The sequence below is a fragment of the Pseudomonas sp. EZ-C24 genome, from assembly GCF_014525325.1.
GTDB lineage: Bacteria > Pseudomonadota > Gammaproteobacteria > Pseudomonadales > Pseudomonadaceae > Aquipseudomonas > Aquipseudomonas shirazensis.
Map to the genome: position 1 here is coordinate 15,222 of NZ_JACDIU010000004.1, position 21,250 is coordinate 36,471.

Here is a 21,250-nt window from a genome sequence, read left to right on the forward strand (position 1 = left end):
GGATTTCCATGACAGACACGTCCAATTCGGTGCCCAAGACGGTTGAGATCGTCAAGCGCGAGAACTGCTTCCAGGGCTTTTACAAGCTCGACAAGCTGCACCTGCGCCATGAGCTGTTCGCCGGCGGCATGAGCCGTGAGATCAGCCGCGAGCTGTTCGTGCGCCACGATGCAGTGTGCGTGCTGCCGTACGATCCGCTGCGCGACGAGGTGGTGCTGATCGAGCAGTTCCGCGCTGGCGCCATGGGCAAGGTGGCCAATCCCTGGCTGATTGAAATGGTCGCGGGCCTGATCGACAAGGACGAGCAGCCTGAAGAGGTTGCCCATCGCGAAGCCGAAGAAGAAGCCGGCCTGACCTTCTCGGCCTTGTGGCCGATGACCCGCTACTTCCCATCGCCGGGCGGCAGCGACGAGTTCGTGCATCTGTTTCTCGGCCGCTGCGTCAGCGAAGGTGCCGGCGGCTTGCATGGGCTGGAGGAAGAGGGCGAGGATATCCGCGTACGCGCCTGGTCGTTCGAGGACGCCCTGCAGGCGGTACGTGACGGGCGCATCTGCAACGCGGCCAGCATCATCGGCCTGCAATGGCTGGCGCTGAACCGCGACGAAGTACGGGGGATGTGGAAGTGAACCTGCTGCGCGAGCGTTATCGGGTCGATCTGGTCGGGCTGCAAAGTGCCTGCGAGGCCAACTACGCTCGCTTGATGCGCCTGCTGCCGGACATGCGTACTACCCAGAGCTCGCGGCGCATCGGTATGACCCAGGGCGACCAGATGCTTGGCGTGCTGGTGCTGGACGTGCTGCTGACGTGCCCATACACCACCACCCTGCGCGTGCGTCAGGAACATAGCCTGCCCTGGCTGCCGGTGCCGCAGTTGGAAGTGCAGGTGTACCACGATGCGCGCATGGCCGAAGTGGTCAGCGCCGAGCATGCACGGCGCTTTCGCAGCATCTACCCGTACCCCAACGAAGCCATGCACCAGCCCGACGAGAAGGCCCAGCTCAATCTGTTTCTCGGCGAATGGCTGAGCCACTGCCTGGCCTGCGGCCATGAACTGGCGGCAGTACGCTGAAAATGTGATGCGAGTCGGCTTCGCCGGCTTGCGTGAAAGCTGTCAGCGGCGATAATCGCGCAGAACTCGCTCGAGGAGACGGCCGTTGCCGCAGCCCAACCATCCCCACGCACCGATCAATGTCGTGCAACTGACCGACGCCCATCTGTTTGCTGATCCGGCAGGCACCCTGCTGGGCCTGAATACCCGCGGCAGCCTGCAGCATGTGATCGACCAGGTGCATCGCGAACAACCTGCAATCGACTTGCTGCTGTGCACCGGCGACCTGTCGCAGGATGCCAGCGCGACGGCCTATCGCGCCTTTGCCGAGATGACGGCGACGCTGCGCGCGCCAGCCCGCTGGCTACCGGGCAACCATGATCAGGCGCGAGTGATGGCCGAGGTGGCGCAAGGTACGGATTTGTTGCAGTCGGTAACCGATGTGGGCAACTGGCGCATCATCATGCTCGACTCGGCAGTGGTGGGCGCGACCCATGGCCTGCTCGCGCCGGCGCAGCTTGCCGTCCTCGATCAAGCCCTGAACAGTGTCCCCCAGCGCCATTGCCTGATCTGCTGTCACCACCAGCCGGTGGACATCGGCTGCGCCTGGATGGCGCCGATCGGCCTGCGCAACAGCGATGAGTTGCTGCAACGGGTGCAGGCTCACCCGCAGGTGCGCGCGGTGCTCTGGGGGCATGTGCACCAGGCCTTCGAGCAGACGCGTGACGGCGTGCGCTACATGGCCACACCGTCGACCTGCATCCAGTTCGCACCGGGTAGCGTCGACTTCAAGGTCAGTGAAGAGTTGCCGGGATACCGTTGGTTGCGCCTGCATGCAGACGGTCAGCTGGAAACAGGCGTAGAGCGGGCGCTGGATTATGTGCTGCAGCTGGATTTCAACAGCCCCGGTTATTGAGCGCGCAGCCCCCAGCCACCTTGAACAATGTATTACGAAAATCCCGAAGCAGCGCCAATGCTCGGCGAACACGCTACACTGCGCGTCCCTGCGCCCCAACTGGCGGGCGCGCCGCAGCAGACACTGGGGGCAGCATGTCGGGTTCCATCCTTTATATCCACGGCTTCAACAGCTCGCCGCTGTCGACCAAGGCGCGCCAGCTTGAGGCTGTGATGCAGCAACTGGGCCTGGCTGGCCAGTTGCGCATCCCCGCGCTGCACCATCATCCGCGTGAGGCGATTGGCCAGCTCGAAGCCGCCATTGCCGAGCTGGGCGCGCCCTTGCTGGTAGGCAGTTCGCTGGGCGGCTACTATGCGACCCATCTGGCCGAGCGGCATGGCCTCAAGGCCCTGCTGATCAACCCGGCGGTAGCGCCGCACCGCTTGTTCGACGGCTACCTGGGCACCCAGCGCAACCTGTATACCGATGAGCCCTGGGAGCTGACCCTGGACCACGTGCAGGCCCTGGCCGAGCTCGAAGTGGCGCCGCCAACCGACGCCGCGCGCTACCAGGTGTGGTTGCAGACCGCCGATGAAACCCTCGACTACCGCCACGCCGCTGCCTACTACCAGGCCTGCGCGCTGCGTATCGAAGCCGGTGGCGACCACAGTTTCCAGGGCTTCACCAAGCGCCTGCCGGCGTTGCTGGCTTTTGCCGGCATTGCCCGCGAGCAATATGCGGCGCTCGATTTTTCTGTATTTTGATTTTTCGCATTCACCAGACTGACGACGAGAACCCATGGCCAACCCCAGCGCTAGCGCCTATAACGCCGACGCCATCGAAGTCCTCTCCGGCCTCGATCCGGTGCGTAAACGGCCCGGTATGTACACCGACACCAGCCGGCCCAACCACCTGGCCCAGGAAGTCATCGACAACAGTGTCGACGAAGCCCTGGCCGGCCACGCCCGCTCGGTGCAGGTCATCCTGCATGCCGACCACTCGCTGGAAGTCAGCGACGATGGCCGGGGCATGCCGGTCGACATCCACCCAGAAGAGGGCGTCTCGGGTGTCGAACTGATCCTCACCAAACTGCACGCCGGCGGCAAGTTCTCGAACAAGAACTACCAGTTCTCCGGTGGTCTGCACGGCGTTGGTATCTCGGTGGTCAACGCCTTGTCGACCCAGGTTCGGGTGCGGGTCAAGCGTGACGGCAACGAATACCAGATGACCTTCGCCGACGGCTACAAGGCCACCGAGCTGGAAGTGATCGGTACGGTCGGCAAGCGCAACACCGGTACCAGCGTGTATTTCAGCCCAGATCCGAAGTACTTCGACTCGCCGAAGTTTTCCATCAGCCGCCTCAAGCATGTGCTCAAGGCCAAGGCCGTGCTGTGCCCGGGCTTGTCGATCAGCTTCGAAGACAAGGCCAGCGGCGAGAAAGTCGAGTGGCACTACGAAGACGGCCTGCGCTCGTACCTGGTCGATTCGGTCAGCGACTTCCTGCGGCTGCCCGACGAGCCGTTCTGCGGCAGCCTGGCCGGTAACAAGGAAGCGGTCGACTGGGCCCTGCTGTGGTTGCCCGAGGGCGGCGACAGCGTGCAGGAAAGCTACGTCAACCTGATCCCGACGGCGCAAGGGGGTACCCACGTCAACGGCCTGCGCCAGGGCCTGCTGGATGCCATGCGCGAGTTCTGCGAGTTCCGCAACCTGCTGCCGCGTGGGGTCAAGCTGGCGCCGGAAGACATCTGGGAGCGGATCAGCTTCGTCCTGTCGATGAAGATGCAGGAGCCGCAGTTCTCCGGCCAGACCAAAGAGCGCCTGTCCTCGCGCGAGGCGGCGGCGTTCGTCTCCGGCGTGGTCAAGGATGCCTTCAGCCTGTGGCTCAACGCGCACCCTGAACTGGGCATGCAGCTGGCGGAGCTTGCCATCAGCAACGCGGGTCGCCGCCTCAAGGCGAGCAAGAAGGTCGAGCGCAAGCGCATTACCCAGGGCCCGGCACTGCCCGGCAAGCTGGCCGACTGCGCTGGCCAGGACCCGATGCGCTCCGAGCTGTTCCTGGTCGAGGGTGACTCCGCCGGCGGTTCGGCGAAGCAGGCGCGAGACAAGGAATTCCAGGCCATCCTGCCGCTGCGCGGGAAGATCCTCAATACCTGGGAAGTCGACGGCGGCGAAGTGCTGGCCAGCCAGGAGGTGCACAACATCGCCGTGGCCATCGGTGTCGATCCGGGTGCCACCGACCTGTCGCAGCTGCGCTACGGCAAGATCTGCATCCTCGCCGACGCCGACTCCGACGGCCTGCACATCGCCACCTTGCTCTGCGCCTTGTTCGTGCAGCACTTCCGGCCGTTGGTCGAGGCGGGCAACGTCTACGTCGCCATGCCGCCGCTGTACCGCATCGACCTGGGCAAGGAGATCTACTACGCCCTCGACGAAGCGGAGCGTGACGGCATTCTTGACCGTTTGGTCGCCGAGAAAAAACGTGGCAAGCCGCAGGTCACCCGCTTCAAGGGCCTGGGTGAGATGAACCCGCCGCAGTTGCGCGAAACCACCATGGATCCGAACACCCGGCGCCTGGTGCAGTTGACTCTGGATGACGTCGAGGCCACCTGCGAGCTGATGGACAAGCTGCTGGCGAAGAAGCGCGCCGGTGATCGCAAGAGCTGGCTGGAAACCAAAGGCAACCTGGCTGAGGTCATGGTTTGATTGTTCGGTTGCTTGCCGCAGTACTGGCCCTGGTCGCTTTGCCGAGTCTGGCGAGCGACTGGCCGGAGCTGAAGCTGAGCAGCGAGCACGCCATTGACGGCATGCCCAGCGGCAACCTCTCGGGCCTGGCGATGTGCCGTGGCGCGCTCTGGGGTGTATCCGACCGCGATGACGACCGGATCTACCGCTTCGAGCAGAGCGATGGCGTCTGGCAGGCCGAAGCGATGCCCTTCAGCGCGCCGCCAGCACCTGACAGTGGCTTGCCATTAGGCTTGAAGGTGCGCAGTTGGGCGGTCGCCGCAGTGCGCGGTGGTGAATTGGACTTTGAAGGTATCAGCTGCGATCAGGCGGGTAACTTCTACTTGGTCAGCGAATCCCATGCGGCGGTGCTGCAGGTGCCGCTGCAAGGTGAGCCGAACTGGTTGAAGATCGACCCGTTGATGGTTGGCCGGGCACGTGCCAGCGGCATGCTGCTGCGCTTCAATGGCTTGTTCGAGGGGGTGGTGATCAACCCGGCGGGCGATCGCCTATGGCTGGCCGCCGAACGGGAGCGGCGCGGCCTGGTTGCGTTGCAACGCCAGCAGTCGCTGTGGACCTGCGTGCGCAGCTGTGTGCTGTTCAGCGAGGCTGGGGTCGAGATGCAGCCGCCGCAAGTGGACAAGCCGCGGCCGGTGTCGCGCGATTTTGCCGACCTGGCGCTGTATGCCGGCAAGCTGTTTACCCTGGAGCGTAATGCCTACCGGGTATGCCGGCGCGACGTGGACAGCGGCGCCGTCGAGCGCTGCTGGTCGTTTGCCGCCGATGCGCTGACCGAGGCGCGCCGCTATGACCAGCTGTTTGGCGTCGCCGAAGCCTTGATCATCGATGACGAGGGCGCCTGGATTGGCGTGGACAACAACAACGGCGCCCGCGGCGATGGCGAAGTACGGCCGATCGTCTGGCGCTTTGCTGCGCCACAAGGCGGCTGGAGTGGCAAACCATGAGCCAGCCGGCCGGCAAGCGCGCGGGCAGGGTGCTGATGATTCTCGCCTGGGCGGCGGCGATGTTTCTTGCCACGCGCTTTTTTGGCGTCTGGGAGGATCAGCAGCGCAACCCCAATGCGCAACCCGAGTCGGCCCATGGTGATGGTTTCATCGAAGTTCGCTTGCTGAGCAATGGTCAGGGCCACTTCGTCGCCGACGGCGCAATCAACGGCCAGACCGTGCACTTCATGCTCGACACCGGCGCGACCGATGTCGCCATCCCCGAGTCGCTGGCCAAAGGCCTTGAGCTGCAACGCGGTGCGCCTGTGCTGGTGAGTACCGCCAATGGCCGCACTGAAGGCTACCGGACCCGTCTGGACAGCCTGCAACTGGGTGATATCCGCCTGCAGGGCGTACGCGCCCTGGTGGTGCCCGGCCTTGACGGCACAACCGTGCTGCTCGGCATGAGCGCCCTCAAACAACTTGAATTTACCCAGCGCGGCGGCAGCATGCTGTTGCGCCAGAACCTGAAATGACGAGGCCCGCATGAGCGACTCACTGGAACTCAGTCTCGACGGCGTCGAGCGCCGTTCCCTGGCTGACTTCACCGAACAGGCCTACCTCAACTACTCCATGTACGTGATCATGGACCGCGCCCTGCCGCATATCGGCGACGGCCTCAAGCCTGTGCAGCGGCGCATTGTCTATGCCATGAGCGAGTTGGGTCTGGATGCCGATTCCAAGCACAAGAAGTCGGCGCGTACCGTCGGCGACGTGCTCGGCAAGTTCCACCCGCACGGCGACTCGGCCTGCTATGAAGCCATGGTGCTGATGGCGCAGCCGTTCAGCTACCGCTATACCCTGGTCGACGGCCAGGGCAACTGGGGTGCGCCGGACGATCCGAAGTCGTTCGCGGCCATGCGTTATACCGAGGCGCGCCTGTCGCGCTACTCCGAAGTGCTGCTCGACGAAGTCGGCCAGGGCACGGTCGACTGGGTGCCCAACTTCGACGGCACTCTGCAGGAGCCGTCGGTTCTGCCGGCGCGGCTGCCGAATATCCTCCTCAACGGCACCACCGGTATTGCTGTGGGCATGGCCACCGATGTGCCGCCGCACAACCTGCGCGAAGTCGCCAGCGCCTGTGTGCGCCTGCTCGACGAGCCGAAAGCGACCATCGAGCAGCTTTGCGAGCACATTCAAGGCCCGGACTATCCGACCGAAGCCGAGATCATCACGCCGCGTGCCGACATCTTGAAGATGTACGAGAGCGGCAAAGGCTCGATCCGCATGCGTGCGGTGTACCGCGTCGAGGATGGCGACATTGTCGTCACCGCCTTGCCGCACCAGGTCTCCGGGGCCAAGGTGCTCGAGCAGATCGCTGCGCAGATGCAGGCCAAGAAGCTGCCAATGGTGGCTGACCTGCGCGACGAGTCCGATCATGAGAACCCATGCCGAATCGTGATCATCCCGCGCTCCAATCGGGTCGATGCCGACGAGCTGATGCAGCACCTGTTCGCCACCACTGATCTGGAAAGCAGCTACCGGGTCAACGTCAATATCATCGGCCTCGATGGCCGGCCGCAACTGAAAAACCTGCGGCTGTTGCTGCAGGAGTGGTTGCAGTTCCGCGTCGGCACCGTGCGCCGGCGCCTGCAGCACCGCCTGGACAAGGTCGAGCGGCGCCTGCACCTGTTGGACGGCTTGCTCACGGCGTTTCTCAACCTGGATGAAGTTATCCACATCATCCGTACCGAAGAGCACCCCAAGCAGGCGCTGATTGCCCGCTTTGAACTAACCGAGATCCAGGCCGAATACATCCTTGAGACGCGCCTGCGCCAGTTGGCTCGCCTGGAAGAAATGAAAATCCGCGGTGAGCAGGACGAACTGCTTAAAGAGCAGGCCAAGCTGCAGGCCCTGCTGGGTACCGATGCCAAGCTGAAAAAGCTGGTGCGCAGCGAGCTGATCAAAGATGCCGAGAAGTATGGCGACGACCGCCGTTCGCCAATTGTCGAGCGCAGCGAAGCCAAGGCACTCTCGGAAAACGAGCTGATGCCGACCGAGCCGGTCACCGTGGTGCTTTCGGAAAAAGGCTGGGTGCGTTGCGCCAAGGGCCATGACATCGATGCCACAGGGCTTTCCTACAAGGCCGGTGACGGCTTCAAGGCCGCTGCGGCTGGGCGCTCCAACCAGTTTGCCGTGCTGATCGACTCCACCGGGCGCAGTTATTCGGTGGCCGCGCACACGTTGCCCTCGGCCCGTGGCCAGGGCGAGCCGCTGACCGGGCGGCTGACACCGCCGCCGGGGGCGACCTTCGAGTGCGTGCTGCTGCCCGAGGACGACGCCCTGTATGTGGTGGCCTCCGACGCGGGTTACGGCTTCGTGGTCAAGGGCGAAGACCTGCAGGCCAAGAACAAGGCCGGCAAGGGTTTGCTCAGCCTGCCCAATGGCGCCAAGGTGATCCCGCCGCGGCCGGTGAGCAACCGCGAGCAGGACTGGCTGGCGGCGGTGACCACCGAAGGCCGCTTGCTGGTGTTCAAGGTCGCCGACCTGCCGCAGCTGGGCAAGGGCAAGGGCAACAAGATCATTGGCGTACCGGGCGACCGGGTTGCCAGTCGCGAGGAGTACGTCACCGACCTGGCCGTCATCAGCGAGGGTTCGACCCTTGTATTGCAGGCTGGCAAGCGTACCCTGTCGCTCAAACCAGATGATCTGGAGCATTACAAGGGCGAACGCGGTCGGCGAGGCAGCAAGCTGCCCCGCGGCTTCCAGCGCGTCGATGGGCTGCTGGTGGAAGCTTCGAGCTAACCAGGCGAGTCGTCTGAACCGGCACTTTCGGCGTTGTTCGCGGCGGAACTACTGGAGTCGGACGACCTTTTCGCGGATGATAGGCGCTCGCGGCGCCGGCGTGGCCGAGCGCCCCAAAGACTCTACATGTGTATCACTGCGGTATGCCGAATGGCTGCCACCTGGATGGGATGATGAAATTTCCGCGCTTTCCATTTGCGCTGTTGATGACCGGCCTGCTGGGCCTGGGCGGGTGCAGTGTGCACCAGCCGGTAGCCCTGTATCAGCTGGACAGTGGTGAACCTGGCCAGCCTTCGCAGAGTGCCGGTATGGCTGTGGTGCTGGGCCCGGTTTCGGTGGCTGACTACCTGCAGCGCGAGACCTTTTTGCAGCGCCAGGCAGACGGCAGCCTGACTTCGGCGACGGACGGTCGTTGGGCGGGCAGCCTGTCTTCGGATATTGACCAGCTGCTGGTGCGCCAGCTGGCCTGGCGCCTGGACAGCCAACGGGTGGTGCTGGCGCCGGCGAGCAGTGGTTTTGCGCCGGACGTGCAGGTGCTGCTGTCGATCACTCGCCTGGATTCGGGCAAGGATCAGCCGGCCATTCTGGATGCACAGTGGCGCCTGCTGGATCGCCGCGGCAACGTGCGTGACAACCGCATAGTGCACCTTGAGCAACCGCATGAGGGCAGCGAGTCTTCCCAGGTGCAGGCGCAAGGGCAGTTGTTGCAGAAGCTGGCCGAGCAGTTGAGCAACGCGGTCAAGCCGCTTGCCAATCAGCCGGCCCTGGCTGAAGAAACCCGCAAGAAGCCGGCGGCGCCGGTGCAGGTCAAGAAGACCCCAGAGAAGTCGAAGATCCCGATTGCTTCGCCGGTGCGTACCGATATGGAAGTGTTCAGGTTCTGAGTTTGAATTGAGGCGCTTGCAAAGGCCGCCCCTGCAGAGATCTGTGGGGGCGGCCTTTTTGTTTGTGCGGGTTGTGGGAGCGGGTTCACCCGCTCCCACTGGGTGGACCAATCCTCAGGCCCGGCGCTCGTGCATGCGCGCCAGTTGCCGCTCCAGCATCGACGGGTACGGCTCCATCAACCGCTCGACACAGCACGCACCCTCAGGGCTGGCAATCGGGCGGATGCGGGCGCGTTGGCGGACCAGCGCATCATCGGTGATCTTGCGCTCGACCAACAGCAGGTTGCGGCTGTGCTGCGACAGGGCCAGGGCATCCTGGGCTTTTTCGGTCATCAGCAGATCGACCTGCTCGAGTCCTTGCAGGTCATCACCCACGGTCAGCCCCAGTTGCAGCTGCAAGGTGATGCCGCTATCGGCCACTTCGATCTGCAGGGCATGGCCCAGGGCGCGCAGCAGCTCGCCGCAGCAGATGGCATTGGTCAGGTAGTCTTCACCCGTCTCGCGGCTGTGGAACAGCAGCAAGGTGCTGCCGTCGGTCAGCGTGAAGGTTTCACCTTCATACAGCGAAGCAGCCTGCTCGAGGCAGTCGCGATAACGCTCGAGCAGCTCGGTCAGGCGCGTGCGCGGCAGGCGGCGCAGTTGCTCCTGCGAACCCAGCTGTACGGCCAGTACGGCGCTGAACTGCGGTTCGGTCGAGACGGGCGCGGCCACAACCGGCTTGGCGCTGCTTTGCTCGACGTCGATCAGGCCGGCAAAGGCTTCATCGTCTTCCTCATCCTGCTGGGCAATAGCCCGGCTGCGGGCAGCGACACTGGTGGTTGCCGGGGCGTGATCAAGGTCGGCGAAGTCATGCTCGTCGTCGTGCTCTTCCTCTTCTTCCGGCTCAGGCGGCGGCGGTGGCGCGAGGCGGGCATGCAACTGACGGGCAAGGTCGCCGATCTCGTCCTGACGATCGATGGCCGGGGTGTACGGGTGCGGATCACGCAGCCAGACCCGCAGCTGCAGCAGCGGCGTGGAGATGTAGCGGCCCAGGCGCAGGCTCAGGGTCAGGGCCAAGACCAGCAGGATCCCCGCCAGAATACCCATGCTCTGCAAGCTGATCAGCATCGGTTGCTGGAACTCGCTCATGTCCAGGCTGATGCGCAGTTGCCCGGCGGTCACGTCCTGAAAGGTGATCTTGGTCTGGTACAGGCCTTCGGCTTCACCCAGCAGGGTGTTTTTCGGGCGCTGACCGGCCTCGGCGAGGATGCGGTTGTCGACGCTGTAGATGGCGGCGTGGGCCACCAGCGGGTTCTTCACCAGATTGCCCAGCAGCACGTTGAGGCTGAGGATGTCGTTGGACACCAGCAGCTCGGTCGCCGAGGTGGCCGTCTGGATGGTCAGGCTCTGCCCCAGGGCGTCCGCCTGCTCATGCATGGCCTGCTTGAACTGCAGGCCCATCACGCAGGCATAGATCACCAGCGCCATGGCCACCAGGAAAATATTGGTGCTGGCGATACGCAATGCCAAGGGTACGCGGCGTTGGCGCAGAGCATGGAACAGCATCAGGAAGAAGTTATCGGATTTAACTGGCGTGGGCCGGTTCACAGAGCGCGGCTCTTTATGACGAGAAAGTGCTGCGCAGTATAGCGACCCGGCATTTGTCGGCAAAGTGCAAGTGGCGCCCGATAGTCACCGAAAGTCGGTAGAATGCGCATTTTTCATCGAAGTCGGAGCCAGGTTGTGCGCGAAATCGTTCTGATCAACATCACCGGTGAAGACCGCCCAGGTCTCACTGCCGCCATCACCGGCGTCCTGCTCCAGGGCGGTGTGAACATTCTCGACATCGGCCTGGCCGTGATGCACGGCACTTTGTCGTTCGGTATCCTCGTCGATATCCCGGATAACGAAGTCGCCACGCAGTTGCTGCACAGCGTGCAGAGCAAGGCCCACGAGCTCAATCTGCAGGCACGCTACACACCGATTTCCGAGGCTGACTACCAGCACTGGGCCGATGGCCAGGGCGACGCCCGGCAGATTGTCACCTTGCTCAGCCGCAAGGTCACCCCCGAGCAGCTGCAGCGGGTCAGTGCGATCATCAGCCAGTATGGCCTGACCATCGAGCGCATCGAACGCCTGTCGGCGCGGGTGGCGCTGAACGCCGACAGCGAGCACGGCAAAGCGTGTCTGGAGATTTCTGTGCGCGGCGAGCCGAGTGATGCTCAGGCCCTGCGTGCCGCGTTCTTCACGTTGTCTGAAGAGCTGGCCGTGGATATCGCCTTCCAGAAGGATGACCTGTTCCGCCGCAACCGCCGGCTGGCGGTGTTCGACATGGATTCGACGCTGATCGAAGCCGAAGTCATCGACGAGCTGGCCAAGGCCGCCGGCGTCGGCGAGCAGGTTTCCGCCATTACCGAGCGGGCCATGCGCGGCGAGCTGGATTTTCGCGCCAGCTTCAAGGAGCGCATGGCGTTGCTCAAAGGCCTGGACGTTAAGGTACTGGACGAGATCGGCGCATCGCTGCGCTTGACCGAGGGCGCCGAAAACCTGTTCGCCGAGCTCAAGCGCCTGGGTTACAAGACCGCCATCCTGTCCGGTGGCTTTACCTACTTCGCCAAGCAGGTACAGGCGCGGCTGGGTATCGACTATGTGTTCGCCAACGAGCTGGAAGTGGTCGACGGCAAGGTCACAGGCGTGGCCATCGAGCCAATTGTCGATGCCCAGCGTAAAGCTGACCTGTTGCAGGAGCTGGCCAGCAAGGAAGGCCTGCAACTGGCACAGACCATCGCTGTAGGCGACGGCGCCAACGATCTGCCCATGCTGTCGCTGGCAGGGCTGGGCGTGGCCTTCCGCGCCAAACCACTGGTGCGCCAGTCGGCCAAACAGGCGATCTCGACCCTTGGTCTGGATGGTGTGCTGTATCTGCTCGGCTTGCGCGACCGCGACGCTCGCGGCTGATCTGAGCCCGTAAGGGGCCGCAGAGCGGTCCCGACAAACGAAAAGGCCCCGCATGGTTTGCGCCATGCGGGGCCTTTTCGTAGGCGGCGGATCAGACTGCGGTCGGTACCGCCAGCAGTTCACCCATGCGCACGGCAGAGCCGGCACCGAGGCTTTCAGCCCACTTCACCTGCTCCGGGCCAAACAGCACGATGGCAGTGGAGCCGAGCTTGAAACGGCCCAGTTCGGCGCCTTTTTCCAGGTGGATCGGTGTGCGGCTGGCTTCGTCGTAGCGGAAGGTCTTCAGCTCACGCTTGGGCGGCGTGACCAGCCCCGCCCAGACGGTTTCGATCGAAGCCACGATCATCGCCCCGACCAGCACCACGGCCATCGGCCCGCGCTCGGTATCGAACAGGCAGACCACGCGCTCGTTGCGGGCAAACAGCTCCGGTACGTTTTCGGCAGTGGTCTGGTTGACCGAGAACAGCCGGCCTGGCACGTAGACCATCTCGCGCAGGGTGCCGGCCAGCGGCATGTGCACGCGGTGGTAGTCCTTCGGCGACAGGTAGATGGTGGCGAACTCGCCGCCCATGAACGGTGCGGCCAGCGCCGGATCGCCGCCGAGCAGCTCCAGCGCGCTGTAACCATGGCCCTTGGCCTGGAAGATGCGGCCGTGCTCGATCGGCCCGAGTTGGCTGACGGCGCCATCGGCCGGGCACAGAATGGCCCCTGGAGTTTCATCCAGCGGGCGCGCACCTGGCTTCAGGGCGCGGGTGAAGAAGGCGTTGAAGTGCTCATAGGCGCTGAGGTCTTCGACCAGCGCTTCGGACATATCGACCTGATAACGCTTGGCGAACCAGGCGGTGAAGGCATTCTTGAACCAGCGCGCGCGGCACTCGGCAACGCAACCGGCCAGGCGTGACAGCAGATGGTGCGGCAGCAGGTACTGACTGATGATGAACAAACGCGATTTCATTGAATTTCCTTAAACCTCTACGGGCGTGTCCGGATGGTTGCCCCATTCGCCCCACGAGCCGGCGTACGCCTTGACCCGGGGGTAGCCGAGGGACTTGGCCACCAGATAGGTAAAGCCTGAACGGTGATGGGTCTGGCAATGGGTGATCACTTCCTTGTCGGGAGTGATACCCAGATTTTGCAGGATCTCGGCCATGTCCTTGCGGATGCGCAGGTGGTCATTCATGTCCATGCCTGCGGTCCACTCAAAGTTGACGGCGCCGGGGATGTGCCCGCCTTTGGCCGCGAGCACTTTCTCGCCCCGGTATTCACCCGGCGCGCGAGCGTCCCAGATGGCCAGGTCGGCAGCGCCGAGGCGGCTCTGCAGGTATTCGCGGGTGGCGGTCGGCTCGTCTTTTATGGTCAGGCTGACCGAGCCGGTGGCGCTGGCGGGCGTCTCGGTCGACAGCTGATCAGCCGGCCAGGCCTGGATACCACCGTTGAGGTAGTGATACTGCGCATGACCGATGACATCCAGCAGCCAGATGAAACGCCCGGCCCAGCCACCGCCTTCGTCGTCGTAGACCACATAGACGGCATCGTCACGATGGCCGAGTTCGGCGAACAGCTTTTCCAGGTCGGCGCGCGCCGGCAGTAGCCCAGGCGCCGGCGGTTGGCCCAGCTGGGTACGCTTGGGGTCGACGAAGCGCGCACCGGGTACGTGGCCACTGCCATAGCGGTTGGCGCTGGTCAGGTCGACCACGATCAGCGCGGGCGAGCCCAGGCGTGGCAACAGGTCCTGCGCTTCGATAACCAGCGGCAAGCCGGAAAAATCAGTCATCCACAGTCTCCAGGTGGAACGCGAGGGGGCGATTGTAGCGTAAGGCTCAGCTACTGCGGGTGGCGAAGGTAGCCAGAGCGCGCTCGATACACTGGGCGGTCTTGCCCAGTGCCTGCACGCTGACGTCGGCCAGCGGGCGGCCCGCCTGATCGGCAAGCAGCAGCATGATTACCTGGCCATTGACCGCCAGCGAGCGCAGCAGCAGGTGCTCGCTGGGGAACAGGGCATTGATCGGCGCTGGCAGCAGGGCGGCGAACTGGGCGTGGTTGTCCGGCGTCAAGCGCAATTGCCCGGCCTGACTGGTCAAGCGTTGTAACAGTTTGTTCTGTTTGACTGCCAGGTTCAGTGCAGCTGCTTCCTTGGGCAGGCCAGCAGTCTGCTGCACGCGCAAGGCATCAGTGGCCTTGTCGTAGGTCAGCAGCAGTACCCGCTGCATGCCGCAGGCGAGCAGTGCATCGCGGGCGTGGGTAGCCAGGTGCACGGCATTGCTGAAGCGGCTGGGCTGGGCCAGCATTTCGGCGCACAGCGAGCGCCAGCGCTCCAGGTTTTCTGCAGGCGGCGGCGGTGGTGTGAGCATGTCCGGGTGCGGACGGCGCTGCTGCCATGGCCAGATCAACGCTTCGGCCGGGTGGAACAGGGCGTGACGGGCGTGATGGCGGGCACTCGCGGCGGCTTGCTGGTGAACCTGCTGCTGGACGTCGTCCAGCGAGGTCTGCAAATACAGCGCGGTCAGCAGTTGCCAGCGCAGCAGGTGCGGGTTGTCCCAGCCGACTTGCGCCGCCAGTGCCAGGCCGTTGGCCAGCAATACGGTGTTGGCCGGTTGGTTGAACCAGCGGCGCAGGCCTGGTTCTTCATCCAGCCGATGCTGCTGCTCGAGGCTGTCCGTCTCGCGGGCAATGTTGAATACCTGAGCCAATTGTTCGCGTTCGCTGGTAAGCAGGCGGTAGCCCTGGGTTACCCACTCCGGCAGGCGCCAGTGCAGGGCGACCGCCTGGCACAGCTCCATCAGGCGTACGCCAAACAGCTCGATCTCGACCTCGGCAGCGTTTTCGCCCTTGTGGATGACCCGCAGCTCCCAGGTGTCGAGCAGCTTGGGGTAGGTCACGGCCATCGGCCATAGCGGCGACAGGAACAGCAAGCTGCCCCAGTGAATCTCCTGCCACAGCCGCGCCAGGCGGCTGGCGAACAGGCCACTGGCCTGCTGCGCGGCATGCTGGCTGATCAACAGAAACTGGCGCAGTACTGGCGGAATGTCATCGCCGGGCAAGGCCGGCAGGCGCGCCAGCAGCTGTGCGCTGCGCTCAAGTCCGAGGCGATTGAGGGCAACTTCGAGGCTCTCGGCCGGCTCGGCCTGGCTGGCGTTGGCCGAGTGATTGGCCTCACGCATGACCGACAGCACCAAGGCGGGGCTGTCCTGCATCAGTTCGGCGATGTCGCGCAATGACCGACGGTTGTCATTGATGGCCGCCAGTACCCGGTCGTGGCTTTCCTTGGGCACGGGCAGGCGCACGTCATCCAGCAGTTTTATCCAGCGGTCTAAAGTGCGTGGCGTCTGACTTGGTACCTTGGTTTCAATTGGCATTTTGACATCAGTCCGAACTGGCTTTTCACTTGGAGTGGCTATAGTCTGGCGCAGTTCTGCCGATAAGTAGAAGAAGAGTTTTCAAGCTCCCGTCCCCGACCCTGACCTCGACTTCAAGTGCTTTGAACCTATGGCTAAAATTATCGGCATCATCGTCGTCTTCGCGAGCGTGATCGCAGGCTACGTGCTTTCCCACGGCAAGATTGCGGCGCTGATCCAGCCGTTCGAAGTGCTCATCATTGGCGGGGCTGCGTTTGGCGCGTTCCTGCAGGCCAACCCTGGCTACATGACCATGCACGTGATCAAGAAGTCGATGAAGATGTTCGGCTCGCGCTTCACCCATACCTTCTACCTGGAGGTGTTGGGCCTGGTCTACGAGATCCTCAACAAGAGCCGCCGCGAAGGCATGATGGCGATCGAAGGCGATATCGAAGACGCCTCGGCCAGCCCGATCTTCGCCAAGTACCCGGCAGTGCTGGGTGATGAGCGCATGACTGCGTTCATCTGTGACTACCTGCGCATCATGTCCACCGGCAACATGGCTCCGCACGAGCTCGAAGGCCTGTTCGACATGGAGCTGCTGAGCCTCAAGGAAGAACTCGACCACCCTTCGCACGCGGTCACCGGGATCGCCGACGGCATGCCTGGCTTCGGTATCGTTGCGGCGGTACTGGGTATCGTCGTCACCATGGCCTCGTTGGGTGAGGGCGACCAGGCTGCCATCGGCATGCACGTAGGTGCGGCGCTGGTGGGTACCTTCTTCGGTATTCTTGCTGCGTACGGTTTCTTCGGCCCACTGGCTACCTGCCTGGCTCACGATGCCAAGGAAGAGGTCAATCTGTACGAGTCGATCAAGGCGTCGCTGGTGGCTTCGGCCTCGGGCATGCCGCCGTCACTGGCCGTGGAATTCGGGCGCAAGGTGCTGTACCCCAAGCACCGTCCGAGCTTCGCCGAGCTGGAACAAGCAGTTCGCGGTCGCTGATTCATGGAAAACAATCAGCCGATAATCATCAAGCGCGTCAAGCGCTTTGGCGGCGGTCACCATGGCGGCGCCTGGAAGATCGCCTTTGCCGACTTCGCGACGGCGATGATGGCGTTCTTCCTGGTGCTGTGGCTGATGTCGACGGCCACCCCAGAGCAGAAGATCGCCATCGCCGGCTACTTCAAGGACCCGATCGGCTTCTCCGAAAGCGGTACGCCCTATGTGATTGACCTGGGTGGCTCGCCGGAGCTGGCGCCGGACAAGACCATCAACCCTGAGGTGAAGTCCGAGCCGACTCCCGACACCAGCGTGCAGCTGGACAAGGATCAGGTCGAGACCATGGCCGAGCAGGTTGAAAAGGAACGCCTGAACCTGCTCTTGCAGGAGCTGCAGAACAAGGTCGAAGAAAACCCGCAACTGCAGAAGTTCAAGGATCAGATCCTGTTCGAGATCACCCAGGACGGCCTGCGTATCCAGATCATGGATGCCGAGAACCGGCCGATGTTCGACATCGGCAGCGCGCGTTTGCAGCCGTACTTCGAGGACATTCTGCTGGCCATGGCCGACACCATCAAAGCGGTGCCGAACAAGATCAGCGTCAGCGGCCACACCGATGCCAAGGCCTATGCCGGCAGCGGTGACTACGGCAACTGGGAGCTGTCGGCCAACCGTGCCAACGCCGCGCGACGTGCGCTGGTGGCGGGCGGCTATCCGGATGATCAGGTGGCGCGGGTGGTGGGTTATGCATCGTCGTCGCTGTTCGACCGCAAGAACCCGTTCAACCCGGTCAACCGGCGCATCGACATCATCGTCCTGACCAAGAAGGCCCAGCGCAATATCGAGGGCGAGCAGGGCACTCCGGATGCACCGCCGGCATCTGACGCACCCGCGGCGCCAGGCTCGGCAGCGCCAGGTGCAGCAGCGCCCGCTGGTGCCGGCGAGGCACCGATGCAGCCGCGTGAGCTACGGCAGAAGCTCAATCTCTTCGAGGACGGTACCTTGAAGATGGACGAGCCGAAGGAATAACCGCCTGCGGCACAGCAAAAAAGGGCTGCAAAGCAGCCCCGACTTACCTGCCCCAGCTGTTAATAGCTGTCTTCGGTCAGGCTGGCGATGATCGAGCGGTAGCTGTGCATACGCTGTGGCTTGATCCGGCCTTCGTCCAGCGCCTTGAGCAAGGCGCAGCCTGGCTCGCGGTCGTGCTTGCAGTCGCGAAAGCGACAGGTGCCGAACAGTTCGCTGAACTCGATGAAGCCGGCTTCGACATCATCGCGGCTGACGTGCACCAGGCCGAATTCACGGATACCGGGGGAGTCGATCAGGTCACCGCCGTTGGGGAAGTGATAAAGCCGCGCAGTGGTGGTGGTATGGGTACCCTGGCCAGACCACTCGGACAGATCACCCACCCGCGTGTGCGCCTGCGGCAGCAGGCTGTTGACCAGCGACGACTTGCCGACACCGGACTGGCCGACAAACACGCTGACGTGGCCATCGAGCATTTTCTGCAGCTGCTGCATGCCGTCGCCGTGGTGCGCCGACACCTCCAGCAGGGGGTAGCCCAGGTCGCGGTAGACCTCGAGCAAGGCATTCAGCGCCGGTGCATTTTGCTCGTTGATCAGGTCGGCCTTGTTCAGCAACAGCAACGGGCGAATGCCGGCGTGCTCGGCGGCGACCAGGTAGCGGTCGATCAGGTTGGCGTGGGGCTCAGGGGCGGGGGCAAAGACGATCACGATCAGATCGACGTTGGCGGCTACCGGCTTGAGCACGCCCTGGTTGTTGGGGCGGGTCAGCTCGGTCGAGCGCGGTAGTTGCGCGACGATGACGCCGATGCCCTGGTTGCCTGCTCGCCATACCACGCGGTCACCGGTGACCAGTGCAGGCAGGTTGGCGCGCAGGTGGCAGCGGAAGATCTGGCCAACTGTGTCGCCGTCCTGGGCTTCGACTTCGACTTGGACGCCAAAGTGGGCGATGACCAGGCCGAATTGCTCGGGTCCGAGGTCGCCGCCTTCCAGTTCCTGCAAGACGTGCTGCTCGCGTTTGGCGGCGCGTTCGGCGCGTTCGCCCTGGATTTTTTCGATGCGCCAGTTTTGGCGGCGGTTGAGCTGGCGTTTGGCCATGAATGTTCCGTGGTGGCTTGCGGTTGGAAAACGGCTGACAGTTTAGCATGCTCCTGTTGTGGCCTATTCGTTAACCTTGGTTGGGGCGGTGCCTGTGGAATCGTTGAACAAAGTGAATTAGCGAGCAAAGCCAATTACCCGGTCGGGCCACTAAGCTACTATGACGGCCTATCTCAGGAGCCTTTCATGGACAACACACAGAACCTGATCTGGATCGATCTGGAAATGACCGGTCTGGATCCGGACAGCGACGTCATCATCGAGATGGCGACCATCGTTACCGACAGCAACCTCAACACCCTGGCCGAAGGCCCGGTGATCGCCATTCACCACAGCGATGAAGTGCTGGCGCGCATGGATGAGTGGAACACCCGAACCCACGGCGGCTCGGGCTTGACCCAGCGTGTGCGTGACAGCCGTATCAGCATGGCCGAAGCCGAGGCCCAGACCATCGCGTTTCTGCAGCAGTGGGTGCCGAAGGGCAAGTCGCCGATCTGTGGCAACAGCATCTGCCAGGACCGGCGCTTCCTGTACCGCCACATGAAGTCGCTGGAAAGCTACTTCCACTACCGCAACCTCGACGTTTCTACCCTCAAGGAACTGGCTGCACGCTGGGCCCCTGAGGTGCGCGACAGCTTCCAGAAGGGTGGCACCCACCTGGCGCTGGACGATATTCGCGAGTCGATTGCCGAACTGCGCCACTACCGCGAACACTTCATCAAGTTTTAAGCGTGCTGCGCCGGCTGACGATAGTCGGTGCGCCCCCTTCTGGTGCGGGGTGCAACTGGGTAGACTGCGCGCCTTTCTCGCACGGACTCGCACCATGTTGCTGATGCTCTACCTCGTCGCTATCACCGCCGAAGCCATGACCGGGGCCTTGTCCGCCGGCCGTCGCGGCATGGACTGGTTCGGTGTGGTGCTGATCGCCTGCGTGACGGCGCTGGGTGGTGGCTCGGTGCGCGACGTGCTGCTGGGGCACTATCCGCTGACCTGGGTGAAACACCCCGAGTACCTGGTGCTGACCAGCTTTGCCGCACTGCTGACGATCTTTATCGCGCCACTGATGCGCCATCTGCGCTCGCTGTTTCTGGTGCTCGATGCGCTGGGGCTGGTGGCGTTTACCCTGATTGGCTGCATGACTGCGCTGGAGATGGGCCAAGGCCTGCTGGTGGCGTCGATCAGTGGGGTGATCACTGGGGTGTTCGGCGGGATTCTGCGCGATATCTTCTGCAACGACATCCCGCTGGTGTTTCGCCGCGAGCTGTATGCCAGCGTGTCGTTTGCGGCGGCGTGGTTCTATCTGGGCTGCGTGCACTTCAATCTGCCGGCCGAGCAGGCCACGCTGCTGACTCTGTTTGGTGGTTTTCTCGTGCGTTTGCTGGCGATCCGCTTTCACTGGGAAATGCCCAAGTTTCACTATAACGACCAGCAGTAGTCACTCAGCTCGCTGGCTGCGCCTGCCGTTCTGCGTGCTGGGCCAGCGCCCACTCGACATGCTCGCGGACCAGTTCGGACGGGTGCTCGCGGCGTGCCTGCAGCGCCTCCAGCACCGGAATGGTCGACGGTGCGTTGCCCAGCCCGACGGCCAGATTGCGTAGCCAGCGTTCGTAGCCGGCGCGGCGCAGCGGCGAGCCTTCAGTATTGCCCAGAAAGGTCGCCTCATCCCACATGAACAGTTCGGCCAGGCCGGCATTGTCCAGGCCGTGACGCGGCTTGAAGTCGTTTTCCTGGGTGGGGCGGGCGAAGCGGTTCCACGGGCAGACGATCTGGCAGTCATCGCAGCCAAACACCCGATTGCCGATCATCGCGCGCAGCTCGACCGGGATCGCCTGCTTCAGCTCGATGGTCAGGTAGGAAATGCAGCGCCGTGCGTCGAGTACATACGGGCCGACGAAGGCATTGGTCGGGCACACGTCCAGGCACGCCTGACAGCGGCCGCAGTGCTCGCTGGTCTGGGCTTCATCCACCGGCAGCGGCAGGTCGACGAACAACTCAGCCAGAAAGAAGTAGCTGCCGGCCTTGCGGTTGAGCAGCAGGGTGTTCTTGCCGATCCAGCCCAGCCCGGCCTCCTGCGCGATGGCTTTCTCCAGCACCGGCGCGCTGTCGACAAAAGCACGAAAGCCGAACGGGCCGATGTCTGCCTGAATGCGGTCGGCCAGGTGCTGCACGCGTTTGCGCACCAGCTTGTGGTAGTCGCGGCCCAGCGCGTAGCGCGACACGTAGGCTTTTTCCGGCTGTGCGAGCACCTGCGCCATGCGCGTATCGCCGGGCAGGTAGTCCATGCGCAGCGAGATCACCCGCAGTGTCCCCGGGATCAACTGCTCGGGGTGGGAACGTTTGCTGCCATGCGCGGCCATATAGTCCAGCTCGCCGTGATAGCCGGCGGCAAGCCAGCGCTCCAGGTGCTGTTCATGCTCGCCCAGGTCTACACCAGCGATACCGACGTGGGCGAAGCCGAGTTCGCGGCCCCAATCCTTGATCGATTGGGCCAGCGCGGCGAGGTCAGGAATACAAACGGACATGGATGGGCAAGGCATTACAGGCTCAGGTGCGTATAATTC

Annotated in this window: 20 protein-coding genes; 14 read left to right on the forward strand and 6 right to left on the reverse strand. The window is 63.5% G+C overall.

The genetic code is table 11. The annotated features are described in order from the left end of the window. The first annotated feature begins 8 nt into the window (after positions 1-8). The 9 genes from IDM28_RS01475 (at position 9) to IDM28_RS01515 (ending at position 9,297) form a co-directional block, all read left to right on the forward strand. Positions 9-626, forward strand: a complete 618-nt coding sequence (locus IDM28_RS01475) for an NUDIX domain-containing protein (protein WP_101315863.1) — start codon at positions 9-11, stop codon at positions 624-626. Beyond that, positions 617-1,069, forward strand: coding sequence for a DUF1249 domain-containing protein (locus IDM28_RS01480; protein WP_101315865.1), 453 nt, complete (start codon positions 617-619; stop codon positions 1,067-1,069). The genes IDM28_RS01475 and IDM28_RS01480 overlap by 10 nt, the downstream gene beginning before the upstream one ends. 85 nt (positions 1,070-1,154) lie before the next feature. After that, positions 1,155-1,964, forward strand: coding sequence for a 3',5'-cyclic-AMP phosphodiesterase (gene cpdA, locus IDM28_RS01485; RefSeq protein WP_188035213.1), 810 nt, complete (start codon positions 1,155-1,157; stop codon positions 1,962-1,964). A 134-nt stretch (positions 1,965-2,098) separates the two neighbouring features. After that, on the forward strand, positions 2,099-2,707 hold the full coding sequence (locus IDM28_RS01490; protein ID WP_101315869.1) for a YqiA/YcfP family alpha/beta fold hydrolase: 609 nt from the start codon (positions 2,099-2,101) through the stop codon (positions 2,705-2,707). Between the two features lie 34 nt (positions 2,708-2,741). After that, a complete protein-coding gene (gene parE / locus IDM28_RS01495; protein ID WP_101315871.1) occupies positions 2,742-4,646 on the forward strand; it encodes a DNA topoisomerase IV subunit B in 1,905 nt (634 codons plus the stop codon). Next, complete coding sequence (locus IDM28_RS01500; protein WP_401181842.1) at positions 4,646-5,629, forward strand: esterase-like activity of phytase family protein; 984 nt, start codon at positions 4,646-4,648, stop codon at positions 5,627-5,629. The genes parE and IDM28_RS01500 overlap by 1 nt, the downstream gene beginning before the upstream one ends. After that, entirely contained in the window at positions 5,626-6,144 is a 519-nt protein-coding gene (locus IDM28_RS01505) for a TIGR02281 family clan AA aspartic protease (protein ID WP_103435839.1), read from the forward strand. Before IDM28_RS01500 ends, IDM28_RS01505 begins: the two co-directional genes overlap by 4 nt. A gap of 10 nt (positions 6,145-6,154) precedes the next feature. Further along, entirely contained in the window at positions 6,155-8,413 is a 2,259-nt protein-coding gene (gene parC / locus IDM28_RS01510; protein ID WP_188035215.1) for a DNA topoisomerase IV subunit A, read from the forward strand. Positions 8,414-8,586: 173 nt separating this feature from the next. Next, entirely contained in the window at positions 8,587-9,297 is a 711-nt protein-coding gene (locus IDM28_RS01515; RefSeq protein WP_101315879.1) for a membrane integrity-associated transporter subunit PqiC, read from the forward strand. A 114-nt stretch (positions 9,298-9,411) separates the two neighbouring features. Here IDM28_RS01515 and IDM28_RS01520 read toward each other — a convergent pair whose 3' ends face one another. Next, positions 9,412-10,884: a histidine kinase gene (locus tag IDM28_RS01520; protein ID WP_188035216.1), complete on the reverse strand. Its 1,473-nt coding sequence runs from the start codon at positions 10,882-10,884 to the stop codon at positions 9,412-9,414. A 135-nt stretch (positions 10,885-11,019) separates the two neighbouring features. Between IDM28_RS01520 and serB the strand changes: the two genes are divergently transcribed. After that, complete coding sequence (gene serB / locus IDM28_RS01525) at positions 11,020-12,234, forward strand: phosphoserine phosphatase SerB (RefSeq protein WP_101315883.1); 1,215 nt, start codon at positions 11,020-11,022, stop codon at positions 12,232-12,234. Between the two features lie 91 nt (positions 12,235-12,325). Here serB and asd read toward each other — a convergent pair whose 3' ends face one another. Genes asd through IDM28_RS01535 form a run of 3 tightly spaced genes read right to left on the reverse strand, consistent with a single transcriptional unit; the run spans position 12,326 to position 15,590 of the window. Continuing rightward, the gene (asd, locus tag IDM28_RS23710; protein ID WP_186700664.1) at positions 12,326-13,189 is read right to left on the reverse strand and encodes an archaetidylserine decarboxylase; all 864 of its coding nucleotides are present in this window, start codon (positions 13,187-13,189) and stop codon (positions 12,326-12,328) included. A 9-nt stretch (positions 13,190-13,198) separates the two neighbouring features. Further along, complete coding sequence (locus IDM28_RS23715; protein ID WP_218195358.1) at positions 13,199-14,008, reverse strand: rhodanese-like domain-containing protein; 810 nt, start codon at positions 14,006-14,008, stop codon at positions 13,199-13,201. Between the two features lie 46 nt (positions 14,009-14,054). Continuing rightward, a complete protein-coding gene (locus IDM28_RS01535) occupies positions 14,055-15,590 on the reverse strand; it encodes an HDOD domain-containing protein (protein ID WP_181107302.1) in 1,536 nt (511 codons plus the stop codon). A 130-nt stretch (positions 15,591-15,720) separates the two neighbouring features. On the opposite strand from IDM28_RS01535, the gene motA reads away from it, so the two are divergent. After that, on the forward strand, positions 15,721-16,572 hold the full coding sequence (motA, locus tag IDM28_RS01540) for a flagellar motor stator protein MotA (protein ID WP_101315887.1): 852 nt from the start codon (positions 15,721-15,723) through the stop codon (positions 16,570-16,572). Between the two features lie 3 nt (positions 16,573-16,575). Next, positions 16,576-17,598, forward strand: coding sequence for a flagellar motor protein MotB (motB, locus tag IDM28_RS01545; RefSeq protein WP_188035217.1), 1,023 nt, complete (start codon positions 16,576-16,578; stop codon positions 17,596-17,598). Positions 17,599-17,657: 59 nt separating this feature from the next. On the opposite strand, the gene rsgA is transcribed toward motB, so the two are convergent. Next, positions 17,658-18,689, reverse strand: coding sequence for a small ribosomal subunit biogenesis GTPase RsgA (rsgA, locus tag IDM28_RS01550; protein ID WP_101315891.1), 1,032 nt, complete (start codon positions 18,687-18,689; stop codon positions 17,658-17,660). 186 nt (positions 18,690-18,875) lie between these two features. Here rsgA and orn point away from each other — a divergent pair, with 186 nt between their 5' ends. Next, positions 18,876-19,418 (forward strand): oligoribonuclease, encoded by a 543-nt coding sequence (orn, locus tag IDM28_RS01555; RefSeq protein ID WP_103435846.1) that lies wholly within the window; start codon positions 18,876-18,878, stop codon positions 19,416-19,418. 94 nt (positions 19,419-19,512) lie between these two features. Continuing rightward, the gene (locus IDM28_RS01560) at positions 19,513-20,124 is read left to right on the forward strand and encodes a trimeric intracellular cation channel family protein (protein WP_101315895.1); all 612 of its coding nucleotides are present in this window, start codon (positions 19,513-19,515) and stop codon (positions 20,122-20,124) included. 4 nt (positions 20,125-20,128) lie between these two features. Here IDM28_RS01560 and queG read toward each other — a convergent pair whose 3' ends face one another. After that, the gene (gene queG, locus IDM28_RS01565; RefSeq protein WP_101315897.1) at positions 20,129-21,211 is read right to left on the reverse strand and encodes a tRNA epoxyqueuosine(34) reductase QueG; all 1,083 of its coding nucleotides are present in this window, start codon (positions 21,209-21,211) and stop codon (positions 20,129-20,131) included. Between the last annotated feature and the right edge of the window lie 39 nt (positions 21,212-21,250).

Coding starts and splice junctions, on each gene's coding strand:
- rsgA (WP_101315891.1), bottom strand. CDS start 18,689: ATGGCCAAACGCCAGCTCAACCGCCGCCAAAACTGGCGCATCGAAAAA.
- parE (WP_101315871.1), top strand. CDS start 2,742: ATGGCCAACCCCAGCGCTAGCGCCTATAACGCCGACGCCATCGAAGTC.
- IDM28_RS23715 (WP_218195358.1), bottom strand. CDS start 14,008: ATGACTGATTTTTCCGGCTTGCCGCTGGTTATCGAAGCGCAGGACCTG.
- orn (WP_103435846.1), top strand. CDS start 18,876: ATGGACAACACACAGAACCTGATCTGGATCGATCTGGAAATGACCGGT.
- motA (WP_101315887.1), top strand. CDS start 15,721: ATGGCTAAAATTATCGGCATCATCGTCGTCTTCGCGAGCGTGATCGCA.
- IDM28_RS01515 (WP_101315879.1), top strand. CDS start 8,587: ATGAAATTTCCGCGCTTTCCATTTGCGCTGTTGATGACCGGCCTGCTG.
- IDM28_RS01560 (WP_101315895.1), top strand. CDS start 19,513: ATGTTGCTGATGCTCTACCTCGTCGCTATCACCGCCGAAGCCATGACC.
- asd (WP_186700664.1), bottom strand. CDS start 13,189: ATGAAATCGCGTTTGTTCATCATCAGTCAGTACCTGCTGCCGCACCAT.
- IDM28_RS01505 (WP_103435839.1), top strand. CDS start 5,626: ATGAGCCAGCCGGCCGGCAAGCGCGCGGGCAGGGTGCTGATGATTCTC.
- IDM28_RS01490 (WP_101315869.1), top strand. CDS start 2,099: ATGTCGGGTTCCATCCTTTATATCCACGGCTTCAACAGCTCGCCGCTG.
- motB (WP_188035217.1), top strand. CDS start 16,576: ATGGAAAACAATCAGCCGATAATCATCAAGCGCGTCAAGCGCTTTGGC.
- IDM28_RS01475 (WP_101315863.1), top strand. CDS start 9: ATGACAGACACGTCCAATTCGGTGCCCAAGACGGTTGAGATCGTCAAG.
- queG (WP_101315897.1), bottom strand. CDS start 21,211: ATGTCCGTTTGTATTCCTGACCTCGCCGCGCTGGCCCAATCGATCAAG.
- parC (WP_188035215.1), top strand. CDS start 6,155: ATGAGCGACTCACTGGAACTCAGTCTCGACGGCGTCGAGCGCCGTTCC.
- IDM28_RS01535 (WP_181107302.1), bottom strand. CDS start 15,590: ATGCCAATTGAAACCAAGGTACCAAGTCAGACGCCACGCACTTTAGAC.